The sequence below is a fragment of the Mesorhizobium sp. UC74_2 genome (assembly GCF_042701485.1).
Lineage (GTDB): Bacteria > Pseudomonadota > Alphaproteobacteria > Rhizobiales > Rhizobiaceae > Mesorhizobium.
Genome location: NZ_CP170562.1, coordinates 3,784,897 through 3,809,828, shown reverse-complemented (window position 1 = coordinate 3,809,828; position 24,932 = coordinate 3,784,897). Strand labels below are relative to the sequence as shown.

Annotated in this window: 22 protein-coding genes and 1 pseudogene; 17 read left to right on the top strand and 6 right to left on the bottom strand. The window is 63.3% G+C overall.

Annotated features, from left to right (window positions below; translation table 11 throughout):
• Positions 1–148: 148 nt before the first annotated feature.
• Both ACFJIU_RS18535 and ACFJIU_RS18530 read left to right on the top strand, forming a co-directional pair.
• Positions 149–1,888 (top strand): ABC transporter permease, encoded by a 1,740-nt coding sequence (locus ACFJIU_RS18535; protein WP_379062326.1) that lies wholly within the window; start codon positions 149–151, stop codon positions 1,886–1,888.
• Positions 1,889–1,911: 23 nt separating this feature from the next.
• On the top strand, positions 1,912–3,222 hold the full coding sequence (locus ACFJIU_RS18530) for an AAA-associated domain-containing protein (RefSeq protein ID WP_379062324.1): 1,311 nt from the start codon (positions 1,912–1,914) through the stop codon (positions 3,220–3,222).
• Between the two features lie 15 nt (positions 3,223–3,237).
• Here the strand turns inward: ACFJIU_RS18530 and uppP are convergent, their stop codons facing one another.
• From uppP to hemN, 3 genes are all read right to left on the bottom strand, one after another.
• A complete protein-coding gene (uppP, locus tag ACFJIU_RS18525) occupies positions 3,238–4,110 on the bottom strand; it encodes an undecaprenyl-diphosphatase UppP (protein WP_379062322.1) in 873 nt (290 codons plus the stop codon).
• A gap of 117 nt (positions 4,111–4,227) precedes the next feature.
• Positions 4,228–4,755 carry a DedA family protein gene (locus ACFJIU_RS18520; RefSeq protein ID WP_379062320.1) on the bottom strand — a complete coding sequence of 176 codons (528 nt, stop codon included), beginning with the start codon at positions 4,753–4,755 and terminating at the stop codon, positions 4,228–4,230.
• A 67-nt stretch (positions 4,756–4,822) separates the two neighbouring features.
• Entirely contained in the window at positions 4,823–6,169 is a 1,347-nt protein-coding gene (hemN, locus tag ACFJIU_RS18515; protein ID WP_379073155.1) for an oxygen-independent coproporphyrinogen III oxidase, read from the bottom strand.
• Between the two features lie 164 nt (positions 6,170–6,333).
• Between hemN and ACFJIU_RS18510 the strand changes: the two genes are divergently transcribed.
• Positions 6,334–7,062: a Crp/Fnr family transcriptional regulator gene (locus ACFJIU_RS18510; RefSeq protein WP_379062318.1), complete on the top strand. Its 729-nt coding sequence runs from the start codon at positions 6,334–6,336 to the stop codon at positions 7,060–7,062.
• Positions 7,063–7,073: 11 nt separating this feature from the next.
• On the opposite strand, the gene ACFJIU_RS18505 is transcribed toward ACFJIU_RS18510, so the two are convergent.
• Entirely contained in the window at positions 7,074–7,655 is a 582-nt protein-coding gene (locus ACFJIU_RS18505; protein ID WP_379062316.1) for a hemerythrin domain-containing protein, read from the bottom strand.
• An 89-nt stretch (positions 7,656–7,744) separates the two neighbouring features.
• Here ACFJIU_RS18505 and ccoN point away from each other — a divergent pair, with 89 nt between their 5' ends.
• The 14 genes and pseudogenes from ccoN (at position 7,745) to ACFJIU_RS18435 (ending at position 22,155) form a co-directional block, all read left to right on the top strand.
• Positions 7,745–9,355: a cytochrome-c oxidase, cbb3-type subunit I gene (ccoN, locus tag ACFJIU_RS18500; protein WP_379062314.1), complete on the top strand. Its 1,611-nt coding sequence runs from the start codon at positions 7,745–7,747 to the stop codon at positions 9,353–9,355.
• Positions 9,356–9,365: 10 nt separating this feature from the next.
• Entirely contained in the window at positions 9,366–10,097 is a 732-nt protein-coding gene (ccoO, locus tag ACFJIU_RS18495; protein ID WP_379062312.1) for a cytochrome-c oxidase, cbb3-type subunit II, read from the top strand.
• A gap of 12 nt (positions 10,098–10,109) precedes the next feature.
• Positions 10,110–10,268, top strand: a complete 159-nt coding sequence (locus tag ACFJIU_RS18490; protein ID WP_379062310.1) for a cbb3-type cytochrome c oxidase subunit 3 — start codon at positions 10,110–10,112, stop codon at positions 10,266–10,268.
• Complete coding sequence (ccoP, locus tag ACFJIU_RS18485) at positions 10,265–11,128, top strand: cytochrome-c oxidase, cbb3-type subunit III (protein WP_379062308.1); 864 nt, start codon at positions 10,265–10,267, stop codon at positions 11,126–11,128. The genes ACFJIU_RS18490 and ccoP overlap by 4 nt, the downstream gene beginning before the upstream one ends.
• 144 nt (positions 11,129–11,272) lie before the next feature.
• On the top strand, positions 11,273–12,832 hold the full coding sequence (ccoG, locus tag ACFJIU_RS18480) for a cytochrome c oxidase accessory protein CcoG (protein WP_379062306.1): 1,560 nt from the start codon (positions 11,273–11,275) through the stop codon (positions 12,830–12,832).
• A complete protein-coding gene (locus tag ACFJIU_RS18475) occupies positions 12,829–13,326 on the top strand; it encodes a FixH family protein (protein WP_379062304.1) in 498 nt (165 codons plus the stop codon). The genes ccoG and ACFJIU_RS18475 overlap by 4 nt, the downstream gene beginning before the upstream one ends.
• A complete protein-coding gene (locus ACFJIU_RS18470; protein ID WP_379062302.1) occupies positions 13,323–15,584 on the top strand; it encodes a heavy metal translocating P-type ATPase in 2,262 nt (753 codons plus the stop codon). The genes ACFJIU_RS18475 and ACFJIU_RS18470 overlap by 4 nt, the downstream gene beginning before the upstream one ends.
• Positions 15,581–15,736: a cbb3-type cytochrome oxidase assembly protein CcoS gene (ccoS, locus tag ACFJIU_RS18465; RefSeq protein ID WP_379062300.1), complete on the top strand. Its 156-nt coding sequence runs from the start codon at positions 15,581–15,583 to the stop codon at positions 15,734–15,736. Before ACFJIU_RS18470 ends, ccoS begins: the two co-directional genes overlap by 4 nt.
• A gap of 197 nt (positions 15,737–15,933) precedes the next feature.
• Positions 15,934–16,977, top strand: a complete 1,044-nt coding sequence (locus ACFJIU_RS18460; protein WP_379062298.1) for an isopenicillin N synthase family dioxygenase — start codon at positions 15,934–15,936, stop codon at positions 16,975–16,977.
• An 86-nt stretch (positions 16,978–17,063) separates the two neighbouring features.
• Positions 17,064–18,089 (top strand): isopenicillin N synthase family dioxygenase, encoded by a 1,026-nt coding sequence (locus ACFJIU_RS18455; protein ID WP_379062296.1) that lies wholly within the window; start codon positions 17,064–17,066, stop codon positions 18,087–18,089.
• A gap of 247 nt (positions 18,090–18,336) precedes the next feature.
• A pseudogene (locus tag ACFJIU_RS18450) lies at positions 18,337–19,370 on the top strand (amino acid ABC transporter substrate-binding protein).
• Positions 19,371–19,381: 11 nt separating this feature from the next.
• Positions 19,382–20,572, top strand: coding sequence for an amino acid ABC transporter permease (locus ACFJIU_RS18445; RefSeq protein WP_379062294.1), 1,191 nt, complete (start codon positions 19,382–19,384; stop codon positions 20,570–20,572).
• Positions 20,569–21,648 (top strand): amino acid ABC transporter permease, encoded by a 1,080-nt coding sequence (locus ACFJIU_RS18440; protein ID WP_379062292.1) that lies wholly within the window; start codon positions 20,569–20,571, stop codon positions 21,646–21,648. Before ACFJIU_RS18445 ends, ACFJIU_RS18440 begins: the two co-directional genes overlap by 4 nt.
• 33 nt (positions 21,649–21,681) lie before the next feature.
• Entirely contained in the window at positions 21,682–22,155 is a 474-nt protein-coding gene (locus tag ACFJIU_RS18435; RefSeq protein ID WP_379062290.1) for a GNAT family N-acetyltransferase, read from the top strand.
• A gap of 57 nt (positions 22,156–22,212) precedes the next feature.
• Here the strand turns inward: ACFJIU_RS18435 and ACFJIU_RS18430 are convergent, their stop codons facing one another.
• Complete coding sequence (locus ACFJIU_RS18430; RefSeq protein WP_379062288.1) at positions 22,213–23,382, bottom strand: trans-sulfuration enzyme family protein; 1,170 nt, start codon at positions 23,380–23,382, stop codon at positions 22,213–22,215.
• Positions 23,379–24,767, bottom strand: a complete 1,389-nt coding sequence (locus ACFJIU_RS18425; RefSeq protein ID WP_379073154.1) for a pyridoxal-phosphate dependent enzyme — start codon at positions 24,765–24,767, stop codon at positions 23,379–23,381. Before ACFJIU_RS18425 ends, ACFJIU_RS18430 begins: the two co-directional genes overlap by 4 nt.
• Positions 24,768–24,932: the final 165 nt, after the last annotated feature.

Here is a 24,932-nt window from a genome sequence, read left to right as displayed (position 1 = left end):
GGTTTTGTGTTCGCTTTTCAGCCTCGGCCGGAATCCGCCGTCACAATGCCGACACACGCCTGAAAATAGGACTTGCGCGAAAGCTGCGTCGATGAGACGGAGCCTTCGTCCACAATCATCCATTTCCCCTTCCTGACGGGGGTGCGTCATGCCGGTCCAGAAATACGTTCCGCTGGCCATCCGGCGCTCGGTGCTGCCGAGCGCGTGGGACATCATGGCGCTGCTTCTGGTGGTCGGCGCCATCGTGCTGATCGCCTATGGCGCGGAAGTCACCACCGAGCCGCTGTCGACGCTCGACGCGAGCCCGCTTTCGCTCGATCCTGCCAATCTGCCGGTTTACGCGCTGCGCACCACGCTGCGCATGCTGCTGGCGATCGTGCTGTCCACGGTCTTCACCTTCATCTATGCCGCCGCCGCGGCGAAAAGCCGGCGTGCCGAGATGGTGCTGGTGCCGATGCTGGACATCCTGCAGTCGGTACCGATCCTCGGCTTCCTCACCTTCACCGTCACCTTCTTCCTCAATCTGTTCCCAGGTTCGGTGCTGGGCGCCGAGCTGGCATCGGTGTTCGCCATCTTCACCAGCCAGGCCTGGAACATGACCTTTTCCATGTACCAGTCGATGCGCAATGCGCCGGCCGACCTGGTGGAGGCCACCCGCAGCTTTCATCTCACCGGCTGGCAGCGTTTCTGGCGCCTCGACGTGCCTTTCGCCATGCCGGGCCTGCTCTGGAACGCCATGATGTCGATGTCGGGCGGCTGGTTCTTCGTGGTCGCGTCGGAGGCGATCACCGTCGGCAACACCACCGTGACCTTGCCGGGCGTCGGCTCCTATGTGGCGCTGGCCATCCAGCAGCAGAACATCGCGGCGATCGTCTATGCGGTGATCACCATGCTGGTTGTCATCATCCTCTATGACCAGTTGCTGTTTCGCCCGCTGGTCGCCTGGGCCGACAAGTTCCGCTTCGAGACAACGGCCTCGGCGGACGCGCCGCAGTCCTGGATGCTGGACCTGCTCCGCCGTTCGCGCCTCGTGCGTGTCCTCGTCACGCCGCTCGCCTGGCTGGCGCGCACGGTGTGGACCTTGCGCCTGCCTGCTATGCCGGCTTTCGGGACCGGCGAGCGTGCAAGCGGCGCGGCGCGCTCACGGCTTGCGGACGGGCTCTGGATAGGCCTCATTGCGCTTGGCGCCGCCTATGGCGCCTATGTCAGCATCGGTTATCTCAAAACCAATGTCGGCTGGCTCGACGTCGCCACCGTGCTTGCCGACGCCTTCATCACGCTGGCGCGTGTCATCGTGCTGATGGCGCTGGCGACGTTGTTGTGGGTGCCGGTGGGGGTCTGGATCGGCCTGCGCCCGAAGCTTGCCGAGAAGGTGCAGCCGCTGGTGCAGTTCCTGGCCGCTTTCCCGGCCAACATCGCCTTTCCGGTGTTCGTGGTGCTGATCGCGCACTACGATCTCAACCCGAACATCTGGCTTAGCCCGCTGATGATCCTGGGCACGCAGTGGTACATCCTGTTCAATGTCATCGCTGGCGCTTCGGCCTTCCCCAGCGACCTCAAGGAAGCGGCGCGCAGCTTCCACATCGCGGGCTGGCGTTGGTGGTTCAAGGTGATCCTGCCCGGGATTTTCCCATACTACGTCACCGGTGCGATCACCGCGTCGGGCGGTTCGTGGAATGCCTCGATCGTTGCCGAGGTGGCAAGCTGGGGCAACGAGCAGCTCACGGCGCGAGGCCTCGGCGCCTACATTTCCAAGGCCACGTCCACCGGCGATTTCCCGCGCGTCGTGCTCGGTATCGTCGTCATGTGCCTGTTCGTCACGCTCTTCAACCGTCTGGTCTGGCGCCCGCTCTATGCCTTTGGCGAGCGCCGGCTGCGTCTTGCGTGAACCATTCCACCAGGAGCCCTGCAATGCTCGATCAAGTCGCCAGGAAGCCGCTCATCGATATCCGCCAGGTCTCGCGATCCTTTCCCAAGGGCAGCGGCAAGGACGTGACGGTGCTGGAAAATGTCGACCTGACCATTCGCGAGGGCGAACTGGTCGGTCTGCTCGGCCGCTCAGGCTCGGGCAAGTCGACGCTGCTGCGCATCATTGCTGGTCTCGTCGCACCATCGTCCGGTGTGGCCGAGTGCAGAGGCTCGGAAATCCAGGGCCCGCCCTCGGGTGTCGCCATGGTGTTCCAGTCCTTTGCGCTGTTTCCCTGGCTCACCGTTCTGCAGAACGTCGAGCTTGGCCTGGAGGCTCAGGGCATCGATCGCGCCGAGCGCCGTTCGCGCGCGCTTGCAGCCATCGACCTGATCGGCCTCGACGGCTTCGAGAACGCCTTTCCCAAGGAACTGTCCGGCGGCATGCGCCAGCGTGTCGGCTTCGCGCGCGCGCTGGTGGTGCATCCAGACCTGCTGTTGATGGACGAGCCGTTTTCGGCGCTCGACGTTCTGACAGCCGAAACGCTGCGCACCGACATGATCGATCTGTGGGTGGAAGGCCGCCTGCCGATCAAGTCCGTGCTGATCGTCACCCACAACATCGAGGAGGCGGTGCTGATGTGCGACCGCATCCTCGTGTTTTCCTCGAACCCCGGCCGTGTCGCCCGCGAACTGAAGGTCGATCTGCCGCACCCGCGCAACCGCCTCGACCCCGTCTTTCGGCAGCTGGTCGATTCGATCTACGCGATCATGACGCAGCGCGCCGAACCGCGACTGCCTTCGAAGGAAGGCATTCCGGGCGCCGGCATCGGCATGGTGCTGACCCATGTCTCCACCAATGTGCTCGCCGGCCTGATCGAGGCGCTGGCGGCAGCGCCTTATGACGGGCGCGCTGACCTGCCGGTGCTGGCGGGTGCCTTGCAGATGGAGGCCGACGAGATCTTCCATCTCGGCGAGACGCTGCAGCTGTTGCGCCTGGCCCAGCTCAGCGAAGGCGACATCGAGCTGACGGATGCCGGCAAGCGTTTCGCCCATATGGAAACGGACGAACGCAAGCGGCTGTTCGCCGAGCACATCTCGGCCTATGTGCCGCTGATCGGCCTGATCCGCAGGGTGCTCGATGAACGGCCCGCTCACGTCGCGCCCGTGGCGCGCTTCCGCAACGAGCTCGAAGACTACATGACCGAGGACTATGCCGACGAAACGCTGAAGACGGTGATTTCCTGGGCGCGCTACGCCGAGCTCTTCGCCTATGACGAGCACAGCGAACTGTTCAGCCTGGAAAACCCGCAATAGGCAACACTGCCTGGATCATGCCAGCCAGCCCACGGCCGCGCCGATCAGCAGCAGGATGCCGATGGCAGCGCGGTAGAAGACGAACGGCCAGGTCGAGAACCGCTCCAGGAAACGCATCAGCCCCCAGATCGCCGCGAAGGCCGAAAGGCTGGCGATGACGAGACCGAAGAGCAGCACATGCCAGGCCTCGGTCGGGATGTGCGCTTTGTGCAGCACCCAGATCTCGTGCAGGCCTGCAAGTGCGATCGCCGGAATGCCGATCAGGAAGGAGAAACGTGCGGCCTCCTCGCGCTTGAGATCCCGGAACAGCGCCGCCGTCAGCGTCGAACCGGATCGCGAGATGCCGGGGATCAGCGCACCCACCTGGGCGACCCCGACGACTAGCGCATCGCGCAGCCGCATCTCCTCAACTGTCCGGCGATGCCTGGCAACATACTCGGCGATGCCGAGCAGCACGGCCAATATCACCATCGAGCAACCTATCACCACGATGCCGCGCAGCGGCGAGTCGCAGCGGTTGAGCAGCGGCGACAGCAACAGGCCACCGATCACGATGGGAATGGTTGCCAGCACGATGCCGACGGCCAGGCGCCAGGTCGGGCTGGCATAATTGCCGGTACGCAGCGCCGTTACCGTGCCGCCGGCGAGGCCGGTCACGTCGCGCCAGAAATAGCTGACCACAGCCGCCAGTGCCGCGAGCTGCATGGCCGCGGAGAAGGCGGAGCCGGGATCCTGCCAGCCGAGCAGCGCCGGCACGATGCGCATATGCGCCGTCGATGAGATCGGCAGCAATTCGGTGATGCCCTGTACCACGCCGAGCACCGCGACCTTTGCGTAGCCCAGCGTCGCAAAGCCGATATCAACGCCTTCCGAACATGCGTTCGCCATGATGGTCCCTCTCCACGTCCCCACGGTCGCAGATCATCGCGGCCGTCCCGACTTTGTCGCCAGGCAGGCTGGCGGGATTAAGTCACGCCGCGATGAACTTTGCGTGATGACGGAACGTCAAATCCACTCCTGCAGCCATTTGAGGCCGAATGCGCCGGGTGCAAGGATGCCGGCTGCCCAGAGCATCGCCGATGTTACATTGGCGAACTGGAACGCGACCGGCGACATCTCGCAGATTCCGGCCACAAGCGGCATTACGGCGCGAAGCGGTCCGGAGAAGCGGCCGATGAACACGCCAAGCGTACCCCAGCGTTCGAAGAAGCGATGGCCACGCTCGAGCAGGCCCGGGTTGCGCGACAATGGCCAGTAGCGCACCACGTCATGCTTCAGTTTCTGCCCGATCCAGAACGAGAGCCAGTCGCCGAAGAAGGCGCCGATCGCCGCTGCCGCCCACAGTGGCCAGAACGAGATCCCGCTCTCACCGACCAGGAAGCCGATGCCGAGCAGGATGACGGTGGCCGGCACCAGCAATGAGATGAAGGCGAGGGATTCGCCGAAGGCCAGCGCCATGACGACGAGGAAACCCCATCCCTGGTTGGCCCGGACAAAATCGACGGCGGTTTGGGTCAGTGCCTGAAAATCCATGCTCTGGCCCTAGACGATGTCGGCGGCTTTCGAAACCGGTTTCCGACCAGCGCGCTGGATCAGGTTGTCACACTGCCGCCGAGTGGCGGGCGGTGCCGGTCGCAAGATAGCTGTCGAAATGCGCCGCGATCGAGCGCACGAAAGGCTTGGCCTGCTCGTCAATGCTGAAATCGCCGCCATAGGCGACGAACCCGCTCGCGGGATCACTGGCGAGGATGTGCGCGTCGCGGAGGATGGGCTTTGCGTCCTCGCCGAACAACGCCAGGAGGTCGGCGCGCGAGAAAGCGTAGTCGCACATCAGCCGCTCGATCACCCAGCCGCGGGCGCGATCCTGCTGCGTCAGGGCGATGCCGCGCACCGTCGCCAGCTCACCTTTCTCGACCAGCTTCTGGTACTCGCCGGTCGCCGGCATGTTCTGGACATAGCCTTGCGGAAGCCGGCCGATCGAGGAAGCACCCAGCCCGATCAGGGCATCGGCGCCATCCACGGTATAGCCTTGGAAATTGCGCTTGAGCGAGCCATCCTCCAGCGCTCGTGCCATGCCATCGTCCGGCCACGCAAAATGGTCCAGTCCGATCGCCACATAGCCGGCGCCGGTTATCATCTCCGCCGCCAGCTGCGATTGGGCGAGGCGTTCAGCGGCGTCGGGCAGGGCGGCTTCATCGATCAGTTTCTGGTGTTTCTTGAACCACGGCACATGCGCATAGCCGAACAGCGCGATGCGGTCGGGACGCAACGAAAGCACCTGTTCGGCAGTGCGAGCGACCGTTGTAACCGTCTGATTCGGCAGGCCGTAAAGCACATCGAGATTGACCGAAGAGACGTCGCGCGCCCTGACGCTCTCGACCACCCAGCGGGTCTGTTCGAAACTCTGCTCGCGGTTGATCGCCCGCTGCACGGTTTCGTCGAAGTCCTGCACACCGAGGCTGGCCCGGGTCATGCCGATCGCAGCCAGGGCATCGAAACGTGCGTCGTCCATGTCGCTGGGATCTATTTCGACGCTGATTTCCACGTCGGGATGGAACTGGAATGCCTTCCGCAGCGCCGTGTCGACCAGGATCATGTCCTGTGGACTGAGCAGCGTCGGCGAGCCGCCGCCGAAGTGCAGTGCGCCGACTTCGCACTGACCGTCGAGCAGGGCGCCGACCGTCCTGATCTCTCGCCGCAAGGCATCGACATAGCGCCGGACCGGCGCATAGGAGAGCGTCTGTTTCGTGTGACAGGCGCAGAACCAGCACAGCCGGTCGCAATAGGGAATGTGGGCATAGAGAGACAGCGTGCTGCCGGCAGGCAGTGCCGTCAGCCAGTCGCGATAGGTCTGCGCCGTGACGCCCTGGTGGAAATGCGGTGCCGTCGGGTAGCTGGTATAGCGAGGCACCGGGGTCGAATAACGGTCGAGAAAGATATCCTGCATGGCGGCCTTCGAAATCATCGATTTCTGTTGGCGCTGATCATGTGTCAGACATCAATTCTCCTGCTTGATCCATGTCAATTCACATCGGAGACAAACTGACGCGGGATTTATCGGGTAAGAAGAGCTAGAAGAAAGAGGTTAAGCAACGCGGGGGCGCGATTGGCATGAACCTGCGACAGGACGTTCATACCGCAGGGATTCCGATTCTCTGCCAGGCATGCGAGGCACGCCACCGCGGTGTCTGCGGCGCACTCGACTCCGACCAACTGGTGACGCTCGCCAGGGCTTCGTCCAAGCAGACCGTCGAACCGGGTGCGGAACTGGTCGGCGACATGGAGACGGTGGATCATTACTCCAACGTGCTGGCCGGCGTCGTCAAACTGACCAAGACCCTGTCCGATGGCCGCCAGCAGATCGTCGGCCTGCAATTCGCCCCGGATTTCCTCGGCCGTCCGTTCAAGACTGAAAGCGCCGTCAATGCCGAGGCCGCGACCAATGTGTCGCTGTGCAGTTTTCCGAAGGCCGCCATCGAGCGGATGATGAAGCAGAGTCCTGAGTTGGAAAACCGGCTGCTGCGCCAGACGCTGAAGGAGCTCGACGAGGCGCGCGACTGGATGCTGACGCTGGGCCGCAAGACCGCTGCGGAGAAGGTCGCGAGCTTCCTGCTGCTGATCGCCAACCACATCGACCCGACACTGGACGAAGGCGAGGAAAAGGTGACGTTCGACCTGCCGCTGACGCGCGCCGACATCGCCGATTTCCTCGGGCTCACCATCGAGACGGTCTCGCGGCAGTTCACCAAGCTGCGTGCCGACGGCGTCATCAGCATCGAGAACAACCGCCATGTGACCGTCGCCAGGCGGGAACGGCTGGAAGCCCGGGCCGGACACTGAAAGCTGGCAGGTTAGTTTCCAACGATGGCTGGCAATACGTGCTCGCGCTCGAAGGCGATGTGACGCCTCAATGTCTCGAACAATCCCCGCAGCATGAAGCCCAGGGCTTCGGCATTGCCGACGGGTTCGCCGTGTCCCACGGCCAGCAGAATTTCCGTCACTTCGTCAGCGAAGCTCTCGTCTTCGACATGCTCGGCGCGCAGGCGCCGGATTGTCACGCTGGGATTCACCTCTGTTCCCGCGACAGCGAAGGCAGGGAAAATCACGTCTTCCTCGTAAGCATGCGCCTTGCGCAGCAGTGGGAGCAGCAGGCTGGCAATGTGCAGGCATTCAGCCCGGCACACATCGTTGGGCAAAGCGTCTGCAATTTTCTCCAGCGCCATGCACAGTGCGAGCTTGTCGTCGTGCACACGCTGAATGACCAGCGCCGGATGTTTCGGATGCGTTCGTTCAAGCACCACTGCCCGATGTTTGAGTGACTGACGAGCCGTCACGGTTCTTACAAGCCATTCACGCCGCACAAACGATCCTCCCCGCCTTTTCCAACCGCAAGACTGACCTGTCAGGCTCTGCAGGGCTTTGACCTGGATCAAGGCGGACGCCCTCGCTTTGTCCGAAACGGGGGCAGGAAAGACCGCATGGGGATGTGGTCTCGATGCTGGACAAGCCGAGGGATCGCTCGATGAGATATGGAGCCGAAATTGCCTGGATGAGCCTGGCGACATTCCTGGCGCTGCTCGGCGCCGGCTTCGCCGCCGACGCTCCGTTCCGAGCGCATATGTGGGTGCTGTTCGCCGTGCTGGCCATCGGCACCATCGTGCTCCTGCGCAATGTCAGCTTCGAGCCGGAGCAGCCTGTCGATCAGTCCGCATACATGGACGGACCCATCCGCTACGGTGCCATTGCGACCGTGTTCTGGGCGCTGGTCGGGCTGCTGGTCGGCGTCGTCATCGCGCTGCAGTTGGCCTTTCCGGATCTCAACCTGGAGCCCTGGTTCAATTTCGGCCGCATGCGGCCATTGCACACCTCGGCGGTCATCTTCGCCTTCGGCGGCAACGCGCTGATCGCGACCTCCTTCTATGTCGTGCAGCGCACCTGCCGTGCGCGCCTCTTCGGCGGCAATCTCGCCTGGTACGTGTTCTGGGGCTACCAGCTCTTCATCGTCATGGCGGCCACCGGTTATCTGCTCGGCATCACCCAGAGCCGCGAATACGCCGAGCCGGAATGGTATGTCGATCTGTTCCTCACCGTCGTCTGGGTCGCCTATCTGGCCGTCTTCCTCGGCACGATCCTGAAGCGCAAGGAACCACACATCTACGTCGCCAACTGGTTCTATCTGTCCTTCATCGTGACCATCGCGATGCTGCACGTGGTCAACAACCTGGCGGTGCCGGCCTCGTTCCTCGGGTCGAAGAGCTATTCGCTTTTCTCCGGCGTGCAGGATGCGCTGACGCAGTGGTGGTACGGCCACAACGCCGTCGGCTTCTTCCTCACCGCGGGCTTCCTCGGCATGATGTATTATTTCATTCCCAAGCAGGTGAACCGGCCGGTCTATTCCTACCGGCTGTCGATCATCCACTTCTGGTCCCTGATCTTCATGTACATCTGGGCTGGGCCGCATCACCTGCACTACACCGCGCTGCCCGACTGGGCGCAGACGCTGGGCATGGTGTTCTCGATCATGCTGTGGATGCCTTCCTGGGGCGGCATGATCAACGGGCTGATGACGCTCTCCGGCGCCTGGGACAAGCTGCGCACCGACCCGATCGTGCGCATGATGGTGACGGCGGTGGCGTTCTACGGCATGGCCACCTTCGAAGGGCCGATGATGTCGATCAAGGCCGTCAACTCGCTGTCCCATTACACCGACTGGACCATCGGCCATGTGCATTCAGGCGCTCTCGGCTGGAACGGCCTGATCTCCTTCGGGGCGGTCTATTTCATGGTGCCGCGCTTGTGGAACCGCGAGCGCCTCTATTCGGTGCGCATGGTCAACTGGCACTTCTGGCTGGCGACGCTCGGCATCGTCATCTACGCGGCCTCCATGTGGGTGTCGGGCATCATGCAGGGCCTGATGTGGCGCGAATACGACGAGCAGGGCTTCCTGGTCTATTCCTTCGCCGAGTCCGTCGCCGCCATGCATCCCTACTACGTGATGCGCGCTTTCGGCGGTGCGCTCTACCTCTCGGGCGTGGTGGTCATGGCCTGGAACATCTTCATGACCATCCGCGGTCGCCAGCGCGAGGAAGTGCCGACCACCGGCACGACGCCCGCCCTGCAGCCGGCCGCATAGGAGTTCTCACATGGCTTTGATGGACAAACACGCGCTCATCGAGCGCAACGCGACGCTGCTGCTCGTCGGCTCGTTCCTGGTCGTGACCATAGGCGGCATCGTCGAGATCGCGCCGCTGTTTTATCTCGAGAACACCATCGAGAAGGTGGAAGGCATGCGACCCTACTCGCCGCTCGAGCTGGCAGGTCGCAACATCTACATCCGCGAAGGCTGCTATCTCTGCCACAGCCAGATGATCCGGCCTTTCCGCGACGAGGTCGAGCGTTACGGCCACTACAGCCTGGCGGCGGAGTCCATGTACGACCATCCCTTCCAGTGGGGGTCGAAGCGTACCGGCCCCGACCTTGCCCGCGTCGGCGACCGCTATTCCAATGAATGGCACGTCCAGCATCTCAGCGACCCGCGCTCGGTGGTGCCGGAATCGATCATGCCGCGCTACGCCTTCCTGAAGGACGCGCCGCTGTCGCCGAAGGGTTTCTCCACGCAACTCGTCGCCAATGTCGATGTCGGGGTCCCCTACACGCAGGAGATGATCGACAACGCGGAAGCCGATCTTGTCGCCCAGGCCAATCCGAATGCCGACACTTCCGCTCTTTCGAAGCGCTATCCGAAAGCCAAGACAGGCGACTTCGACGGCAATCCGCAGCAGGTGACCGAGATGGATGCGTTGGTCGCCTATCTGCAGATGCTCGGTACATTGGTCGATTTCTCGACCTACGACGAAGCCGCTGGCTATCGCTGAGGGAGGTGGGAGATGGAAACCTACACGGCCATGCGCCATTTCGCTGACAGTTGGGGTCTTCTCGGCATGACCATCTTCTTTGTCTGCGTGGTGTTCTTCACTCTTCGCCCCGGTAGCAAGAAGCACGCCGACGCCGCAGCCAGGATCCCGTTCGAGGACGACAAGCCATGACCGAAAAACACATCGACGAGGTTTCCGGCGTTTCGACCACCGGCCACGAGTGGGACGGCATCCGCGAACTCGACAACCCGATGCCGCGTTGGTGGCTGTGGACGTTCTACGCCACGGTCATCTGGGCGATCGGCTACACCGTCGCCTATCCGGCCTGGCCGCTCCTGACATCCGCGACCAAAGGCGTGCTCGCCTATTCGAGCCGCGGCGAGGTCAAGCAGGATCTGGCCGCCGCCAGCGCCGCCCAGGAAAAATACATCGCTGCGATCAAGGCGAAATCGGTGGATGAGATCGAGGCCGACGGCAGCCTGCGCGACTTTGCGACTGCTGCGGGAGCGGCGACCTTTCGCGTGAACTGTGTGCAATGCCATGGTTCGGGCGCGCAAGGGTCTCCCGGTTTCCCGAATCTGAACGACGACGAATGGCTGTGGGGCGGTTCAGCCGACCAGATCTATAAGACAGTCACGCACGGTATCCGCTTTGCCGATGATGCGGATACCCGCACCTCCGAGATGCCGGCTTTCGCGGAGATGCTCAACGCTGGCCAGATCAGCGATGTCAGCGCCTATGTAGCGAGCCTGTCGGGACCCGTCAGCGACCCCGCGAAAGTGGAGCCCGGTGCCAAGGTCTTTGTCGACAACTGCGCCGCCTGCCATGGCGCCAATGCCAAGGGCAATCGCGAACTTGGCGCACCCGATCTGACTGATGCGATCTGGCTCTACGGTTCAGGCGAGCGAGCGATCGCCCAGCAGGTAAGGACACCGAAAAACGGCGTCATGCCGGCTTGGGGCGCACGTCTCGGCGACGTCAAGGTCAAGAAATTGGCCGTCTATGTGCATTCGCTGGGGGGAGGGGAATAGGGTCCGCCTAAATCTGTTCCCCTGGGGCTCAGCGACGGGACCCGCCGAGAGGCGGGTCCCGACTGCACATTGAACGCTTGATCTCGGTCAAGGCGATGCCGCGCTGACAGGCGCATGCAAGGAGAGAAGTGTGGGAAATGCATAATGCTTGATGTCGAAGAGGTCGAACGGCTGGAAGCGGAGGCGGTCAATTCCGCCAAGGTCCGTCAGCCTCTTTATGCTGCGCGCAAGAAGATCTTTCCCAAGCGTGCCGCAGGCCAGTTCCGCCGCTTCAAGTGGATCGTCATGGCGATTACGCTGGGCATCTACTACCTGACGCCGTGGCTGCGCTGGGATCGCGGCCCTTATGCGCCCGACCAGGCGGTGCTGGTCGATCTCGCCAACCGCCGCTTCTATTTCTTCTTCATCGAGATCTGGCCGCAGGAGTTCTTCTTCGTCGCGGGCCTGCTGGTGATGGCCGGCATCGGCCTATTCCTGATCACCTCGACGGTCGGGCGCGCCTGGTGCGGCTATGCCTGTCCGCAGACCGTCTGGGTCGACCTCTTCCTGGTGGTCGAGCGCGCCGTAGAGGGCGACCGCAATGCCCGCATCAAGCTGGACGGTGCTCCGTGGTCGGCTGGCAAGATCGCGAAGCGCGGCGCCAAGCACACGATCTGGCTGCTCATCGCTGTTGCGACCGGCGGCGCCTGGATCTTCTATTTTGCCGATGCGCCGACGCTGCTTGGCGAGGTGCTGACCGGGCAGGCAGCGGCCATTGCCTACATCACCATCGCTGTGCTGACCGCCACGACCTACATTTTCGGCGGGCTGATGCGCGAGCAGGTCTGCACCTACATGTGCCCGTGGCCGCGCATCCAGGCGGCGATGCTCGACGAGAATTCGCTCACCGTCACCTACAATGACTGGCGTGGCGAGCCGCGCTCGCGCCACGCCAAGAGGGCGCTGGCTGCCGGCGAAACCATCGGCGATTGCGTCGATTGCAACGCCTGTGTCGCCGTCTGTCCGATGGGCATCGATATCCGCGACGGCCAGCAGCTCGAATGCATCACCTGCGCGCTTTGCATCGACGCCTGCGACGGCGTCATGGACAAGATAGGCAAGGAACGTGGCCTGATCGCCTATGCGACGCTGAACGATTACAACGCCAATATGGCGCTCGCGACAGGTAATGGCGTGCACGCCATCGAACCGGCCCTGGTCAGGCAGCCGGGAGGGCGCCTCTCCGACACGGTCGCCCAGTTCCACCTCGGCAAGATCTTCAGGCTGCGTACTTTTATCTACACCGCCGTGTGGGCGCTGATCGGTCTTGCCATGCTCTATGCCTTGCTGACGCGCGAACGGTTGCAGCTCAACGTCCTGCATGATCGCAACCCGCAATTCGTGGTGCTTTCGGACGGCGCCATCCGCAATGGCTACACCGTCAAGCTGCTCAACATGATCCCCGAACCGCGCACCATCCGGATCACGCTGGAGGGATTGCAAGGGGGTGCCATGAACGCAGTCGGCACAGAGCAGATGGAAGGCGAAACACTCGCCGTCGAGGTCGAGCCGGATCGGCTGAAATCGGTCAAGATCTATGTGCGGCAGCCGCGCGATCTGGTGCGACCGGGCAGCACGGCCTTCCGCTTCGTCGCCAAGGACGCTGGGGGCGCCGAGACTGTCAGCTATGATGCCAATTTCATTGCCCCGGAGGCATCGAGATGAACACACGCCGTCGCTCCAACGGTGAATTCACCGGCCGTCACATGCTGATCATCACCCTCACGTTTTTCGGAATCATCATCGCCGTCAACATGACGATGGCCACCCTGGCGCGGTCGAGCTGGACGGGTCTTGTGGTGCAGAACAGCTATGTCGCCAGCCAGCAGTTCAACAGGAAGGCGGAGGCGGGACGCGCGCAGGCGGCACTGCATTGGCAAGGCAGGCTGACGGTTGCTGATGGGGTGATCCGCTACGCGTTGCTTGACGCTGCTGGCAAACCGGTTCTGCCTACCAGCGTGAAGGTGGCATTCCGCCATCCTGCCTCCGACGCCGAGGACCGCACGATCGAACTCACACCAGAACCGGGCGGAGCCTTTGGCGCGCGGCAATCCGTGCGCGATGGTGCCTGGATCGTGGAGGTGGACGCCGAGGTCGGACGTGCCTTGCCTTACCGCCAGGTACAACGCGTCTTCGTCCGCGACGGAGCGATCCAATGAGCTGCTGCGCCTCGGGTGTCGAAGCTGCGCTCGAACTGGACCGCTCTGGCGCTCCATCCGCCGATGAGATCAGGCTGGCCTGCCGTTCGCTCGGCGGCGGCCTGGCGCAGGTCGACTTCGCCCTCCCGGGCGTGCGTTGTGCCGCCTGTATCCGCACCATCGAGACTGCCCTGCAGAAATTGCCGGGCGTGGCTGGCGCGCGCGTGAATCTCTCGACCAAGCGCGTCGCGGTGCGGTTGCACGAAGGGGAACTTCCGCCACTGGTCGCGACGTTGTCCGGGCTTGGTTACGAGGCGCACCTGTTCGATCGCGAAAACGACAGCGGCAAGGACCCGGTGCTGGCCGAACTGATCCGCGCCGTCGCCATAGCCGGTTTCGCCGCAACCAACATCATGCTGTTGTCTGTCTCGGTCTGGTCCGGTGCGACGGACGCCACGCGCGACCTGTTCCACTGGGTGTCGGCGCTGATCGCCATCCCCGCACTCGTCTTTGCCGGGCGCATCTACTTCCGCTCGGCCTGGAACGCGCTGAGCCATGGCCGCATGAACATGGACGTGCCGATCGCCGTCGGCATCACACTGGCCTATGGCCTCAGCCTCTACGAGACGATCAACCATGGCCCGCACGCCTATTTCGACGCGTCGGTCTCGCTGCTGTTCTTCCTGCTGATCGGCCGCACGCTCGACCATGTCATGCGCGAGAAGGCACGCACCGCTGTCAGCGGCCTGAGGCGGTTGGCCGCACGCGGCGCCACCGTCATCGCTGCCGACGGTACGTTGAGCTATGTGCCGGTCGAGGAGATTGCCGAGGGCGACGCAATCCTCATTGCAGCCGGTGAGCGCGTGCCGGTCGATGCGCTGGTCATGAACGGGGTCTCAGAAGTCGACCGGTCTCTGGTTAGCGGCGAAAGCCAGCCGGAAGCGGTCGAAAAAGGCGCAATGCTACAAGCCGGTACACTGAACCTCACCGGTGCACTGACGCTGGAGGCCACCGCGGCCGCGAAGGATTCCTTCCTGGCCGAGATGGTGCGCCTGATGGAAGCCGCCGAGGGTGGCCGCGCGCTCTACCGCCGCATTGCTGACAGAGCGTCAGCGCTCTATGCGCCCGTGGTGCACCTCACGGCGCTGTTCACCTTCTTTGGCTGGCTGTTCGTTTCGGGCGACTGGCATCGGGCGATCACAATCGCCATTGCCGTACTGATCATCACCTGCCCCTGCGCCCTCGGCCTGGCCGTGCCGATCGTGCAGGTGGTGGCCGCACGCCGCCTGTTCGAGCAGGGCGTGATGGTCAAGGACGGGGCGGCCATGGAACGGCTCGCCGGCATCGACACGATCGTTTTCGACAAGACCGGCACCTTGACGCTCGGCGCACTCAGACTGGTGAACAGCGACCAGATCGCCTCCAGCGACATGGTTGTCGCCGCGCAACTGGCCGCGCATTCCAGGCATCCTGTTGCCCGCGCCATCACGGAAGCCAATCAAGGCACATCGCTCCAGCGCGACCTTCCAGATACGGTTGGCGAAGTGCCCGGCTTCGGACTCGAAGCGTCGATGAACGGTGCCGTCTGGCGCCTTGGCCGGGCGCAATGGGCGCTCGGGGATAGTGGCGATGCGACCGGCACCGTTCTGACATGCGACGGTGTCCTGCGCGCCGATTTTGTCTGCGAGGACAGGTTGCGCGCCGGCGCGGCCGAAACCGTGGCGAAGCTTGCAGCGCAAGGCCTTACCGTTGAGATGCTCACCGGTGACCACGATGCCAATGCAAGAATAGTCGCCGGACGGGCCGGCATCGATACCTATCGTTCCGGAATGCTGCCGGACGAAAAGGTGGCACGCATCGCAGCATTTGCCGCCAATGGCCGCAAGGTCCTGATGGTCGGCGATGGCTTGAATGATGCGCCCGCCCTGGCCGCCGCATATGTCTCGATGGCGCCGGCGACCGCAGCCGACATTGGCCGCAATGCCGCCGACTTCGTCTTCCTGCGCGAGAGCCTCACCGTGATCCCCTTCGCGCTGGACATCTCCCGCAAGGCAGGCCGACTGATCCGGCAGAACCTTGCCTTTGCCATCGCCTACAATTTTGTCGCGGTGCCCATCGCCATCTTCGGCTATGTCACGCCGCTGATCGCAGCGATTGCCATGTCGCTGTCGTCGATCATCGTCATCGCCAATGCCATGCGGCTGGCCGGAGGCCGTTCGGTTGCCGAGAAGGAGCCGCGCATTGCCCAGGCCAGGTTGATCGGGAGGCCGGCACAATGAGCAATCTCGTCGTCCTCATCCCGGTGGCGCTGTTCCTTGGCGGGGCTGGGCTCATCGCATTCCTGTGGGCGCTGCGTAGCGGACAGTATGAGGATCTCGATGGTAGCGCCGAGCGTATCCTCATCGACGAGGAGCGTGCCGACCGGAGCTAGCAGGGCTTGCTGCTTCGGGGCCGCCACCCAACCGCGGCCGGGTTCGCTTGCGGATTTTGTGGGTTTAGCAAAAAATCGCGCCAATTGAACACCTTGGCGCGTGGGATTTTTCGTCTTTCGGTGTCAAAGGGTCGGACGTTTCTTTGATTTTGCCCGTGCCGTTGCCACGCTTAGGGACCTGCCAAGAGGGCCTGAACGTGAGCAAGACGAACGCCATCCAATCCATTCCGGTTCTGGATTTCTCCCTGTTTGAAACCGATCCAACCGCGTTCCTCAGCCAGTTGAAGCGCGCTTCGCGCGATGTCGGCTTCTTCTACCTCTCCGGCCATGGCATTCCGCAAAGCCTGATCGATGATGTGCTGGCATCCTCGCGCCGCTTCTTTGCGCTGCCCGAAGCCGACAAGCTCGAGATCGAAATGGTCAACTCGCCGCATTTCCGCGGCTACAACCGCATTGGCCAGGAACTCACCAAGGGGCAGCGCGACTGGCGAGAGCAGATCGATATCGGTTCCGAAGCAGCGGCCGTTCCATTCGGCAAGGATCAGCCAGCCTGGACCCGGCTGCAGGGGCCGAACCAGTGGCCCGATGCGCTGCCGGAATTGAAACCGATCCTGCTCGAATGGCAGTCCGAACTGACAAGGCTGGCAACGCGTCTGCTCAAGGCCTTCGCTGTGGCGCTGGAGCAGGATCGCGATGTGTTCGAGACCATCTATGGCGGCCAGCCCAACCATCTCATCAAGATCATTCGCTATCCCGGCCGCGACGCCACCGAGAGCGAGCAGGGCGTCGGCGCACACAAGGACAGCGGCTTCCTCACTTTGCTGCTCCAGGAAAAGCAGAAGGGGCTGGAAGTCGAGATCGAGGATGGCCGCTGGATCGAGGCAGAGCCTCGCCAGGGTGCTTTTGTCGTCAACATCGGCGAACTGCTGGAATTGGTCACTGATGGCTATCTGAAGGCGACCGTGCATCGCGTCGTGACGCCACCGTCCGGTACCGATCGTCTGTCGGTCGCCTTCTTCCTCGGCGCCCCGTTCGACGCCGAGGTGCCGCTGCTCGACCTGCCTTCGCATCTCAAGGCCCAAGCGGGCGGCATCACGCGTGATCCGCAGAACCCGCTGTTCCGCAATTCGGGTCAGAACACGCTGAAGAGCCGGCTGCGCTCGCATCCGGACGTCGCCGCACGGCACCACGCGGATCTTGTCGCCGCGCAGGCGCGTGCCGAGGTCGCACCGGCCGCCTGAGTGCCAGACGAGGACAACAGGAGCTGATACGGCCGAACGAGATTTTGGGGGTGGGGCAACACGGACAGACCGGAGGAATCCTGAAGATGACCAGAATTGTACCCGTGCTCGATCTCAGCCGCCTGGAACAGGGCGCGTCCGAGCGGCGCACCTTCCTGGCGGACTTGAGATCCGCGGCCCGCGATGTCGGGTTCTTCTATCTGGCCGGCCACGGCATCGCGGTCAGCGAGATTGAAGGCGTGCTCGCTTCGGCCAGGCGTTTCTTCGAATTGCCGGAGGACGAGAAGCTCAAGATCGCCATGGTCAACTCGCCACAGTTCCGTGGCTATACCCGCACCGGCGGCGAACTGACTCGCGGCAAGGCTGACTGGCGCGAACAGCTCGATATCGGCGTCGAGCGCGAGCCGATCGTGCAGAAGTCGGGTGTCGCCGCCTGGACACGGCTGCAGGGGCCGAACCAGTGGCCCAGGCTCTATCCGGATCTGAAGCCGGTTCTGCTCTCCTGGCAGGCGCAGGTGACCGAAGTGGCGATCCGTCTGCTGAAGGCTTTCGCGTTGTCGTTGGAACAACCGGAAGACGCTTTCGATGCCATCTATGCCGGCGAGCCCAACCACCGCATGAAGATCGTGCGCTATCCCGGCCGTGACCATACCGGCAGCGAGCAGGGCGTCGGCGCGCACAAGGATGGCGGCTTCCTGACCTTGCTGTTGCAGGATCACAATGAAGGCCTGCAGGTCGAATATGACGAACGCTGGGTGCCGGTCGATCCGATCCCGGGCACGCTGGTCGTCAACATCGGCGAATTGCTCGAACTGGCTTCCAACGGTTATCTGCGTGCCACGGTGCATCGCGTCGTCACGCCGCCTGCCGGCGTTGAACGCCTCTCGGTCCCGTTCTTCTTCAGCGCGCGGCTGGACGCTTCCATCCCGCTGCTTGACCTGCCGCCCAACCTGGCCGAGGAGGCACGTGGCCCGGCGAGCGATCCCGAGAACCCGTTGTTCCGCAATGTCGGCACCAATGTGCTGAAAAGCCGGCTGCGTTCGCATCCGGATGTTGCCAGGCGACACTATGCCGACCTCATCGAAAGCGGCTTCGCCTCCGTCGCGGCTTGAAGCTTTCTTCGTCTCCTCTCTGCTCGGCCGGGTTCAGACCCGGCCGTTTTTTTGAAGCGACAGGCGAGCGTCTGCTTCCACCTCCAAAGCTGCCTTTTTTCGGCAAAGCGCTTCCCGGAGCGGCGCAATTTTGGATTGCCGTTCCTTAGTCTACAAATTTTATGGAGTTACCGTTTGTCAGGGTCGGCGAAAGGGGGCTGAGCGCGATCGTTTCGGGTCGGCCTGTTACAGATCAGGAGTTATCGAGATGACATTTTTATCGCAACCCGGCGGCCTGTGGCGCCGTGCGGTGGCGGCGTCGCTGGTCGTGGCCGCGACCGCGTTTTCAAGCGTGGCCGATGCCGGTCCGACGCTGGACAAGATCAAGCAGCGCGGCGCAATCAAGGTCGGTGTCGGCACCACGCCGGGCTTTTTCGCGCCGGGAGACGACGGCCAGTGGAAGGGCTTCTTCGTCGACTACGGCAAGGCACTCTCCATCACCGTGTTCGGCACGCCGGACAAGGTCGAATTCACCAACTCCTCGCCGCAGCAGCGCCTGCCGGCGCTTCAGGCCGGTGAGTTCGACATCCTGCTGTCGGGCGTGACGGTGACCATCGCCCGTGCCCTGCAGCTCGGTTTCCACTTCGGTCCGACCGTATTCTATGACGGGCAGGGCATCCTGGTCCGCAAGGACCTCGGCGTGACCAAGGCGGCCGAGCTCGATGGTGCCACCATCGGCGTGCAGAGTGGCACCACCGGCGAGCTGAACATCGCCGACTTCTTCCGCAAGACCGGAAAGAAATTCACGCCGGTGACGATCGAGGAAACCGGTGAGTTCATCAACGCGCTGGAAACCGGCCGCGTCGATGCCATCACGCAGGACAGTTCCGATCTCGTCGGCAAGCGCACCCAGCTCAAGAAGCCGGATGACTACGTCATCCTGCCGAGCGTCTGTCCAAGGAACCGCTGGCTCCCGCCATCGCCGGCGGCGACGATCGCTGGCAGGAACTGGTCAACTGGACCGTCAACGTCACCATCCAGGCCGAGGAATGGGGCATCACCTCGAAGAATGTCGATGAATTCCTGAAATCGGAAGATCCGGCGATCCAGCGTTTCCTCGGCGTCGATCCTTCGCTGGCGCAAGCGACCAATCTCGACCCGAAATGGGCCTACAACATCATCAAGACGGTGGGCAACTACGGCGAGATCTTCGACCGCAACCTGAAGCCGCTCGGCTGGGAGCGCGGTTACAACAATCTGTGGTCGAACGGCGGTTTGCTTTATTCGCCGCCCTTCCGTTGAGCCGTTGAACCATGACGACGACCGAAATCGTGCCGGGCCGTGATCGGCCCGGCGTGCTGAGCCGGCTGGTCGGCTGGTGGGGGCCCCGGCCCGTCATCCAGCTGGCTGTCTTCGTCGCGGTCGTCGCCCTGTTCTGGCTGCTGGGCGCCAATGTTGCCGACACCATGCGGCGCATTGGCGTGACGCCCGGTTTCGGCTTTCTCGAACGGTCGGCCAATTTCGAGATCGGCGAGAGCGTCATCGCTTTCAAAGCTGGCGATCTTTATGTCTGGGCAATCCTCGCCGGGCTCATCAACACTGTGAAAGTGGCCGTGCTCGGCTGTGTACTCGCGACCATACTGGGCGTGGCTCTTGGTGTTGCCGGCCTGTCCGGCAATCTGCTCCTGGCGACACTCGTGCGCTGGTATGTGGAACTGATCCGCAACACGCCGTTGCTGTTGCAGCTGTTCTTCTGGATAGCGCTGGCCAAATCCTTTCCACCGCCCCGACAGGCGCTGTCCGCCTTCGATGCCCTGTTCCTGTCCAACCGCGGTGTCTTCGTGCCGGGCATCGTCATCGACGGTTTTTCGAGCCGGACCGTGCTTCTTCTGGCGGTCATAGCCTTGTCCTACGGCCTCTATCTCTACACCGCGTACCGTCGCCGCCGTCTGAGGTTCGGCAATGGCATAGTCGCAACACTCATCCTTTTGGCCGCCGCCACAGCAGCGTTCCCTGCCACAGGCGCTACGCTGGCTCTGGACATGCCGGTCCTCGGTGGTTTCAACATTCGCGGCGGTTATAGCCTCACGCCGGAATTCGCAGCGCTGCTCGCTGGCCTCACGGTCAAGTTCTCGGCGGCGATCGCCGAGATCGTGCGCGCCGGCATCCAGTCGGTCTCGCGCGGTCAATGGGAAGCGGCGCGGGCGCTTGGATTGCATCCGGGTCAGATCATGCGGCTGGTCGTGCTGCCGCAGGCCCTGCGCGTGATCACGCCGCTGATCACCTCAAGCTATCTCGACCTGACCAAGGATTCCAGCCTGGCGGTCGCCATTGGCTATCCGGATCTCGTTTCCATCATCAACACCACGGCCAACACCACCGGCCAGTCCTTCGAGGCGCTGGCGATCCTGATCGGCATCTATCTTGTCCTGAACCTTTCGGTGTCGGCGCTGATGAATGTCTACAATCGCAGGGTCGCCCTGCGCGGAGACGTGCCGCGATGAGCCTTGTCGATATTGCTTCCCTGCCGCTGATGCGCCGCTCCTTCGATTGGAAACCGCTGTGGAGCGGCCTGTTCGGCACCAGGCTGAACACGGCGTTGACCGCACTCACGCTGGCCTTCCTCGTCTGGCTGCTGCCGCCGCTCGCGCGATGGCTGGTGCTCGACGCCACCTGGAGCGGCACGGCGCAGGACTGCGCGGCGGCATCCGGCGCCTGCTGGGCCTTCGTGGCGGCCAAGCTGCGCTTCATCCTGTTCGCCTTCTACCCGCAGGACCTGCAATGGCGGCCAACCGCGGCACTCCTGCTTCTGCTCGGTCTGCTCGTCGTCACTGCCCAACCGCGCTTCTGGCGGCATGAACTTCTGGTCGCATGGCTGCTGGTCATCGGTCTCTGCTGGGCATTGCTCACCGGCACGCTGACCGGATCGCCGGTGCCGTCCAACCAGTGGGGCGGACTGCCGGTGACGCTGCTGGTCTGGTCGGTCTGCTTCGGGCTTTCCATTCCGCTGGCGGTTCTTTTGGCGCTGGCGCGACGTTCGAAGATGGGCGGCCTGCGTACGCTGGCGGTGCTGTTCATTGAACTGATGCGCGGCACGCCGATGGTGGCGATCCTCTACGTCGCTATGCTGATCCTGCCGATGGCCATTCCCGGCGGCCAGTTCGTCGACAAGACGGTGCGGGCCATCCTCATGGTCACCCTGTTCTGGTCGGCCTATGTCGCCGAAGTGGTGCGTGGAGGGTTGCAGACAATCCCAACCGGCCAGGAAGAGGCGGCCAAGGCGCTCGGCCTCGGCTATTGGCGCACCATGCAATTGATCGTGCTGCCGCAAGCGCTGCGCCAGGTCATTCCAGGCATGGTCAACCTGGCCATCGGCTTCCTGCTTGCCACCTCGCTGCTCGCCGTTATCGGCATCTTCGATCTGCTCAATGCCGCCAGGGCTTCGACCACTGATCCGAAATGGCTGGGTTTCTATGACGAGGCCTATCTGGTCGCAGGCGTCATCTATTTCCTGTTCTGCTTCGGGGGCTCGCGCTATAGCCGCTGGCTGGAGACACGGCTGAGGGCGCCACACCATTGAGGCGGAAGCGATGATGTCTCGCAGGAGATCGTCATGCCATCAGGGTCCGGCAACGCCATCGAGATCACGCCGCTGGAGCGGCATGACACGTCAGCCCTCGCGGAACTGATGGCCGACTATGCCGCGGCCATGGGCGGGACCGTACGTGAGCCGAAGCCGGACACTGTGCTGCGTCTCTTCGATGATCCGTCGGTCGGCCTTGTCGGTGCTTGGAACGGCGTTGCGCTTGTCGGTTTTGCCCTGTTCTTCGATCTGTCCGAGGCCATTTCCGGTGAAAGGGCAGGGCAACTGGACGACCTCTACGTGTCACCCGGCGCCCGTGGCCACGGCCTCGCCAAGGCGCTGATCTCGCACCTCACGGAGATCGGCCGCGAACGAAACTGGGTGCACCTGCGCTGGCTCGTGCCCGAAGACAACGTCGCCGCCCTGCGTGCCTATGAAGGCATCAGCGAAGCAGCTCCCTGGCAAAGCCGGGTCATCTGGCTGCGCAGGGAACTGGGATATTGAGGGCTCGGCCACCTTCTCCCACGGGGAGAAGGGGAGTGCCATGGAAGGGCGTTCCGCTTAAGCCGCCAGTGCCTGTGCCAGGTCGGCGATCAGGTCGTCGGCATCCTCGATGCCGGCGGAGAGGCGTACCAGCGAATCCGAGATGCCGATGGCTGCGCGCTTTTCCGCCGGAATGGATGCGTGCGTCATCAGCGCCGGATGTTCGATCAGGCTTTCGACACCGCCCAGGCTTTCGGCCAGCGCGAACAGGCGCGTGTGCTCCAGGAAGCGCTTGGTGCCGGCCAGGTCGCGATCGAGCTCTACCGTGATCATGCCGCCGAAGGCATCCATCTGCGTCTTGGCGAGCTTGTGCTGTGGATGGCTTTCCAGGCCGGGATAGAGGGCGCGGCGCACATCTGATCGCGCCTCCAGCCAGCGCGCGATCGCAAGGCCGTTCGCGGAGTGGCGTTCCATGCGCAGCGCCAGCGTTTTCAGGCCACGCAGTGCCAGGAACGAGTCGAACGGCCCGGAAATGGCGCCAACCGCGTTCTGCAGGAATTTGAACTGGTCACGCAGTTCGGCATTGTCGCCCACCACCACCACGCCGCCGACCATGTCGGAATGGCCGTTGAGATATTTCGTCACCGAATGCACGACGATGTCGATGCCGAGTTCCAGCGGCCGCTGGATGTAGGGACTGCAGAACGTGTTGTCGGCGACCGTGATCAGCCCCTTGCGACGGGCCAGCGCGGAAACGGCGGCGAGATCGACAAGGCGCAGCAGCGGATTCGTCGGCGTCTCCACCCACAACAGCTTGGTTTCCGGCCGGATCGCAGCCTCGACGGCGGCAAGATCGGTGAAATCGGCAAAACTCACCTGCAGGCCGGCTGAGCGCTTACGCACGCGTTCGAGCAGGCGGAACGTGCCGCCATAGATATCGTCGGTCGCGACGATATGGGCACCCGCATCGAGCGTCTCGAGGATGTTGGCAATCGCTGCCAGGCCCGATGCATAGGCAAAGGCGGCCGAACCGCTTTCCAGATCCGCGACCGCGCGCTCAAAGGCGAAGCGGGTCGGGTTCTGGCTGCGGGCGTATTCGAAACCCTTGTGCACGCCAGGTGACTGCTGTGCATAGGTCGAGGTCGCGTAGATCGGCACCATGACGGCGCCGGTGGTCGGGTCATGGCTCTGCCCGCCATGGATGGTGCGGGTCGAGAAAGCGAGCCTGTTCTTGCCCTGGATGGTCATCGGTTGCGCCTCAGGTGGTTGATGAGATCGATACGGGTGATGAGGCCGACGAATTCGTCACCGTCGAAGACGATGGCGACTTCGTTGCGGTCGAAGACGGGCAGCAGCGCGTCCAGCGTCTGGTTGGCCTGCAGCGTGTGGAGGTCGGCGGTCATGGCCGTGCGCACAGGCTGGTCGAAACGCTGCCAGCGGCCGTCATAGGGACCGTCGACGTTGCCTAGGATGTCGCCTTCGTCGATGATGCCGACCAGCCTGCCGTCTTCCAGCACAGGCAATTGCGAGACGTCGCCGCGCCGCATGCGACCATAGGCGGTGAGCAACGTGTCATCCGGCCCCACGAACACCGTACCGCCTTCGCGATGCGAGCGGGCGACGAGGTCGGAAAGATCGCCATGCTGTTCGCGTTCGGCAAGCCCCTGTTCGGCCAGCCAGAAATCATCGAACACCTTGGAGAGATATTTGTTGCCGCTGTCGCAAACGAAGGTGACGACCCGTTTTGGCACTTTCTGTTCGCGGCAATAGCGCAGCGCCGCCGACAGAAGCGTGCCGGAGGATGAGCCGGCCAGGATGCCTTCCTTCGAAAGCAGGTCCCGCACGGCCAGCATCGAGTGCCGGTCGGAGACCGAATAGGCTTTCTTGACCAGTGAAAGGTCGCAGTTCGGCGGCACGAAATCCTCGCCGATGCCTTCCACGGTCCAACTGCCGGCCTCGATCATCTCGCCGGTCTTGACCAGCGGTGCCAGCACCGAGCCGACCGGATCGGCCAGCACCATTTCGGTCTTGGGCGAGACGCCGGCGAAGAAGCGGCCAAGGCCCGACAGGGTACCGCCGGAGCCGACGCCGACCACCACCGCATCGACGTTGCCGTCGAGCTGCTGCCAGATCTCCGGGCCTGTCGTGGTTTCATGCGCCAGCGGATTGGCCGGGTTGGAGAACTGGTTGGCGTAGAAGGCTCCCGGGATTTCGGCGGCCAGCTTCTCGGCCATGTCCTGATAATACTCGGGATGGCCCTTGCCGACATCGGAGCGGGTCAGACGCACCTCGGCGCCGAGCGCCCGCAGGTGCTGCACCTTCTCGCGCGACATCTTGTCGGGCACGATCAGGATGATGCGGTAGCCGCGCGGGATGCCGACCTGCGCCAGCCCAAGCCCGGTGTTGCCGGCGGTCGCCTCGACGATGACGCCGCCGGGTCGCAGGCGGCCGTCCCGCTCGGCCTGGTCGATCATCGAGCGGGCGATGCGATCCTTGATCGACCCGCCGGGGTTCTGGCTCTCCAGCTTGATGAACAGCCGGCATTTGCCGGTATCGAACTTCTTCAGCTCCACGACCGGCGTCTCGCCGATCAGGTCGAGTACCGAGGCGACGGGCGGCTGCAGCCGCTTCATCGCGCCACCAGGTTCTGTTTCAGCTTTCGTGCTCATCGCAACGCTTTCTGACGAGGTTGCCGGATTGCTGCCAGCATGCGTCCTGATCGCAGAAGCGAGCGCCTCTTGTCGAAGGAAAGAATTTCCTTTGATTGACGATCAGTAGAATGTCGTTTCAGTTCTCCG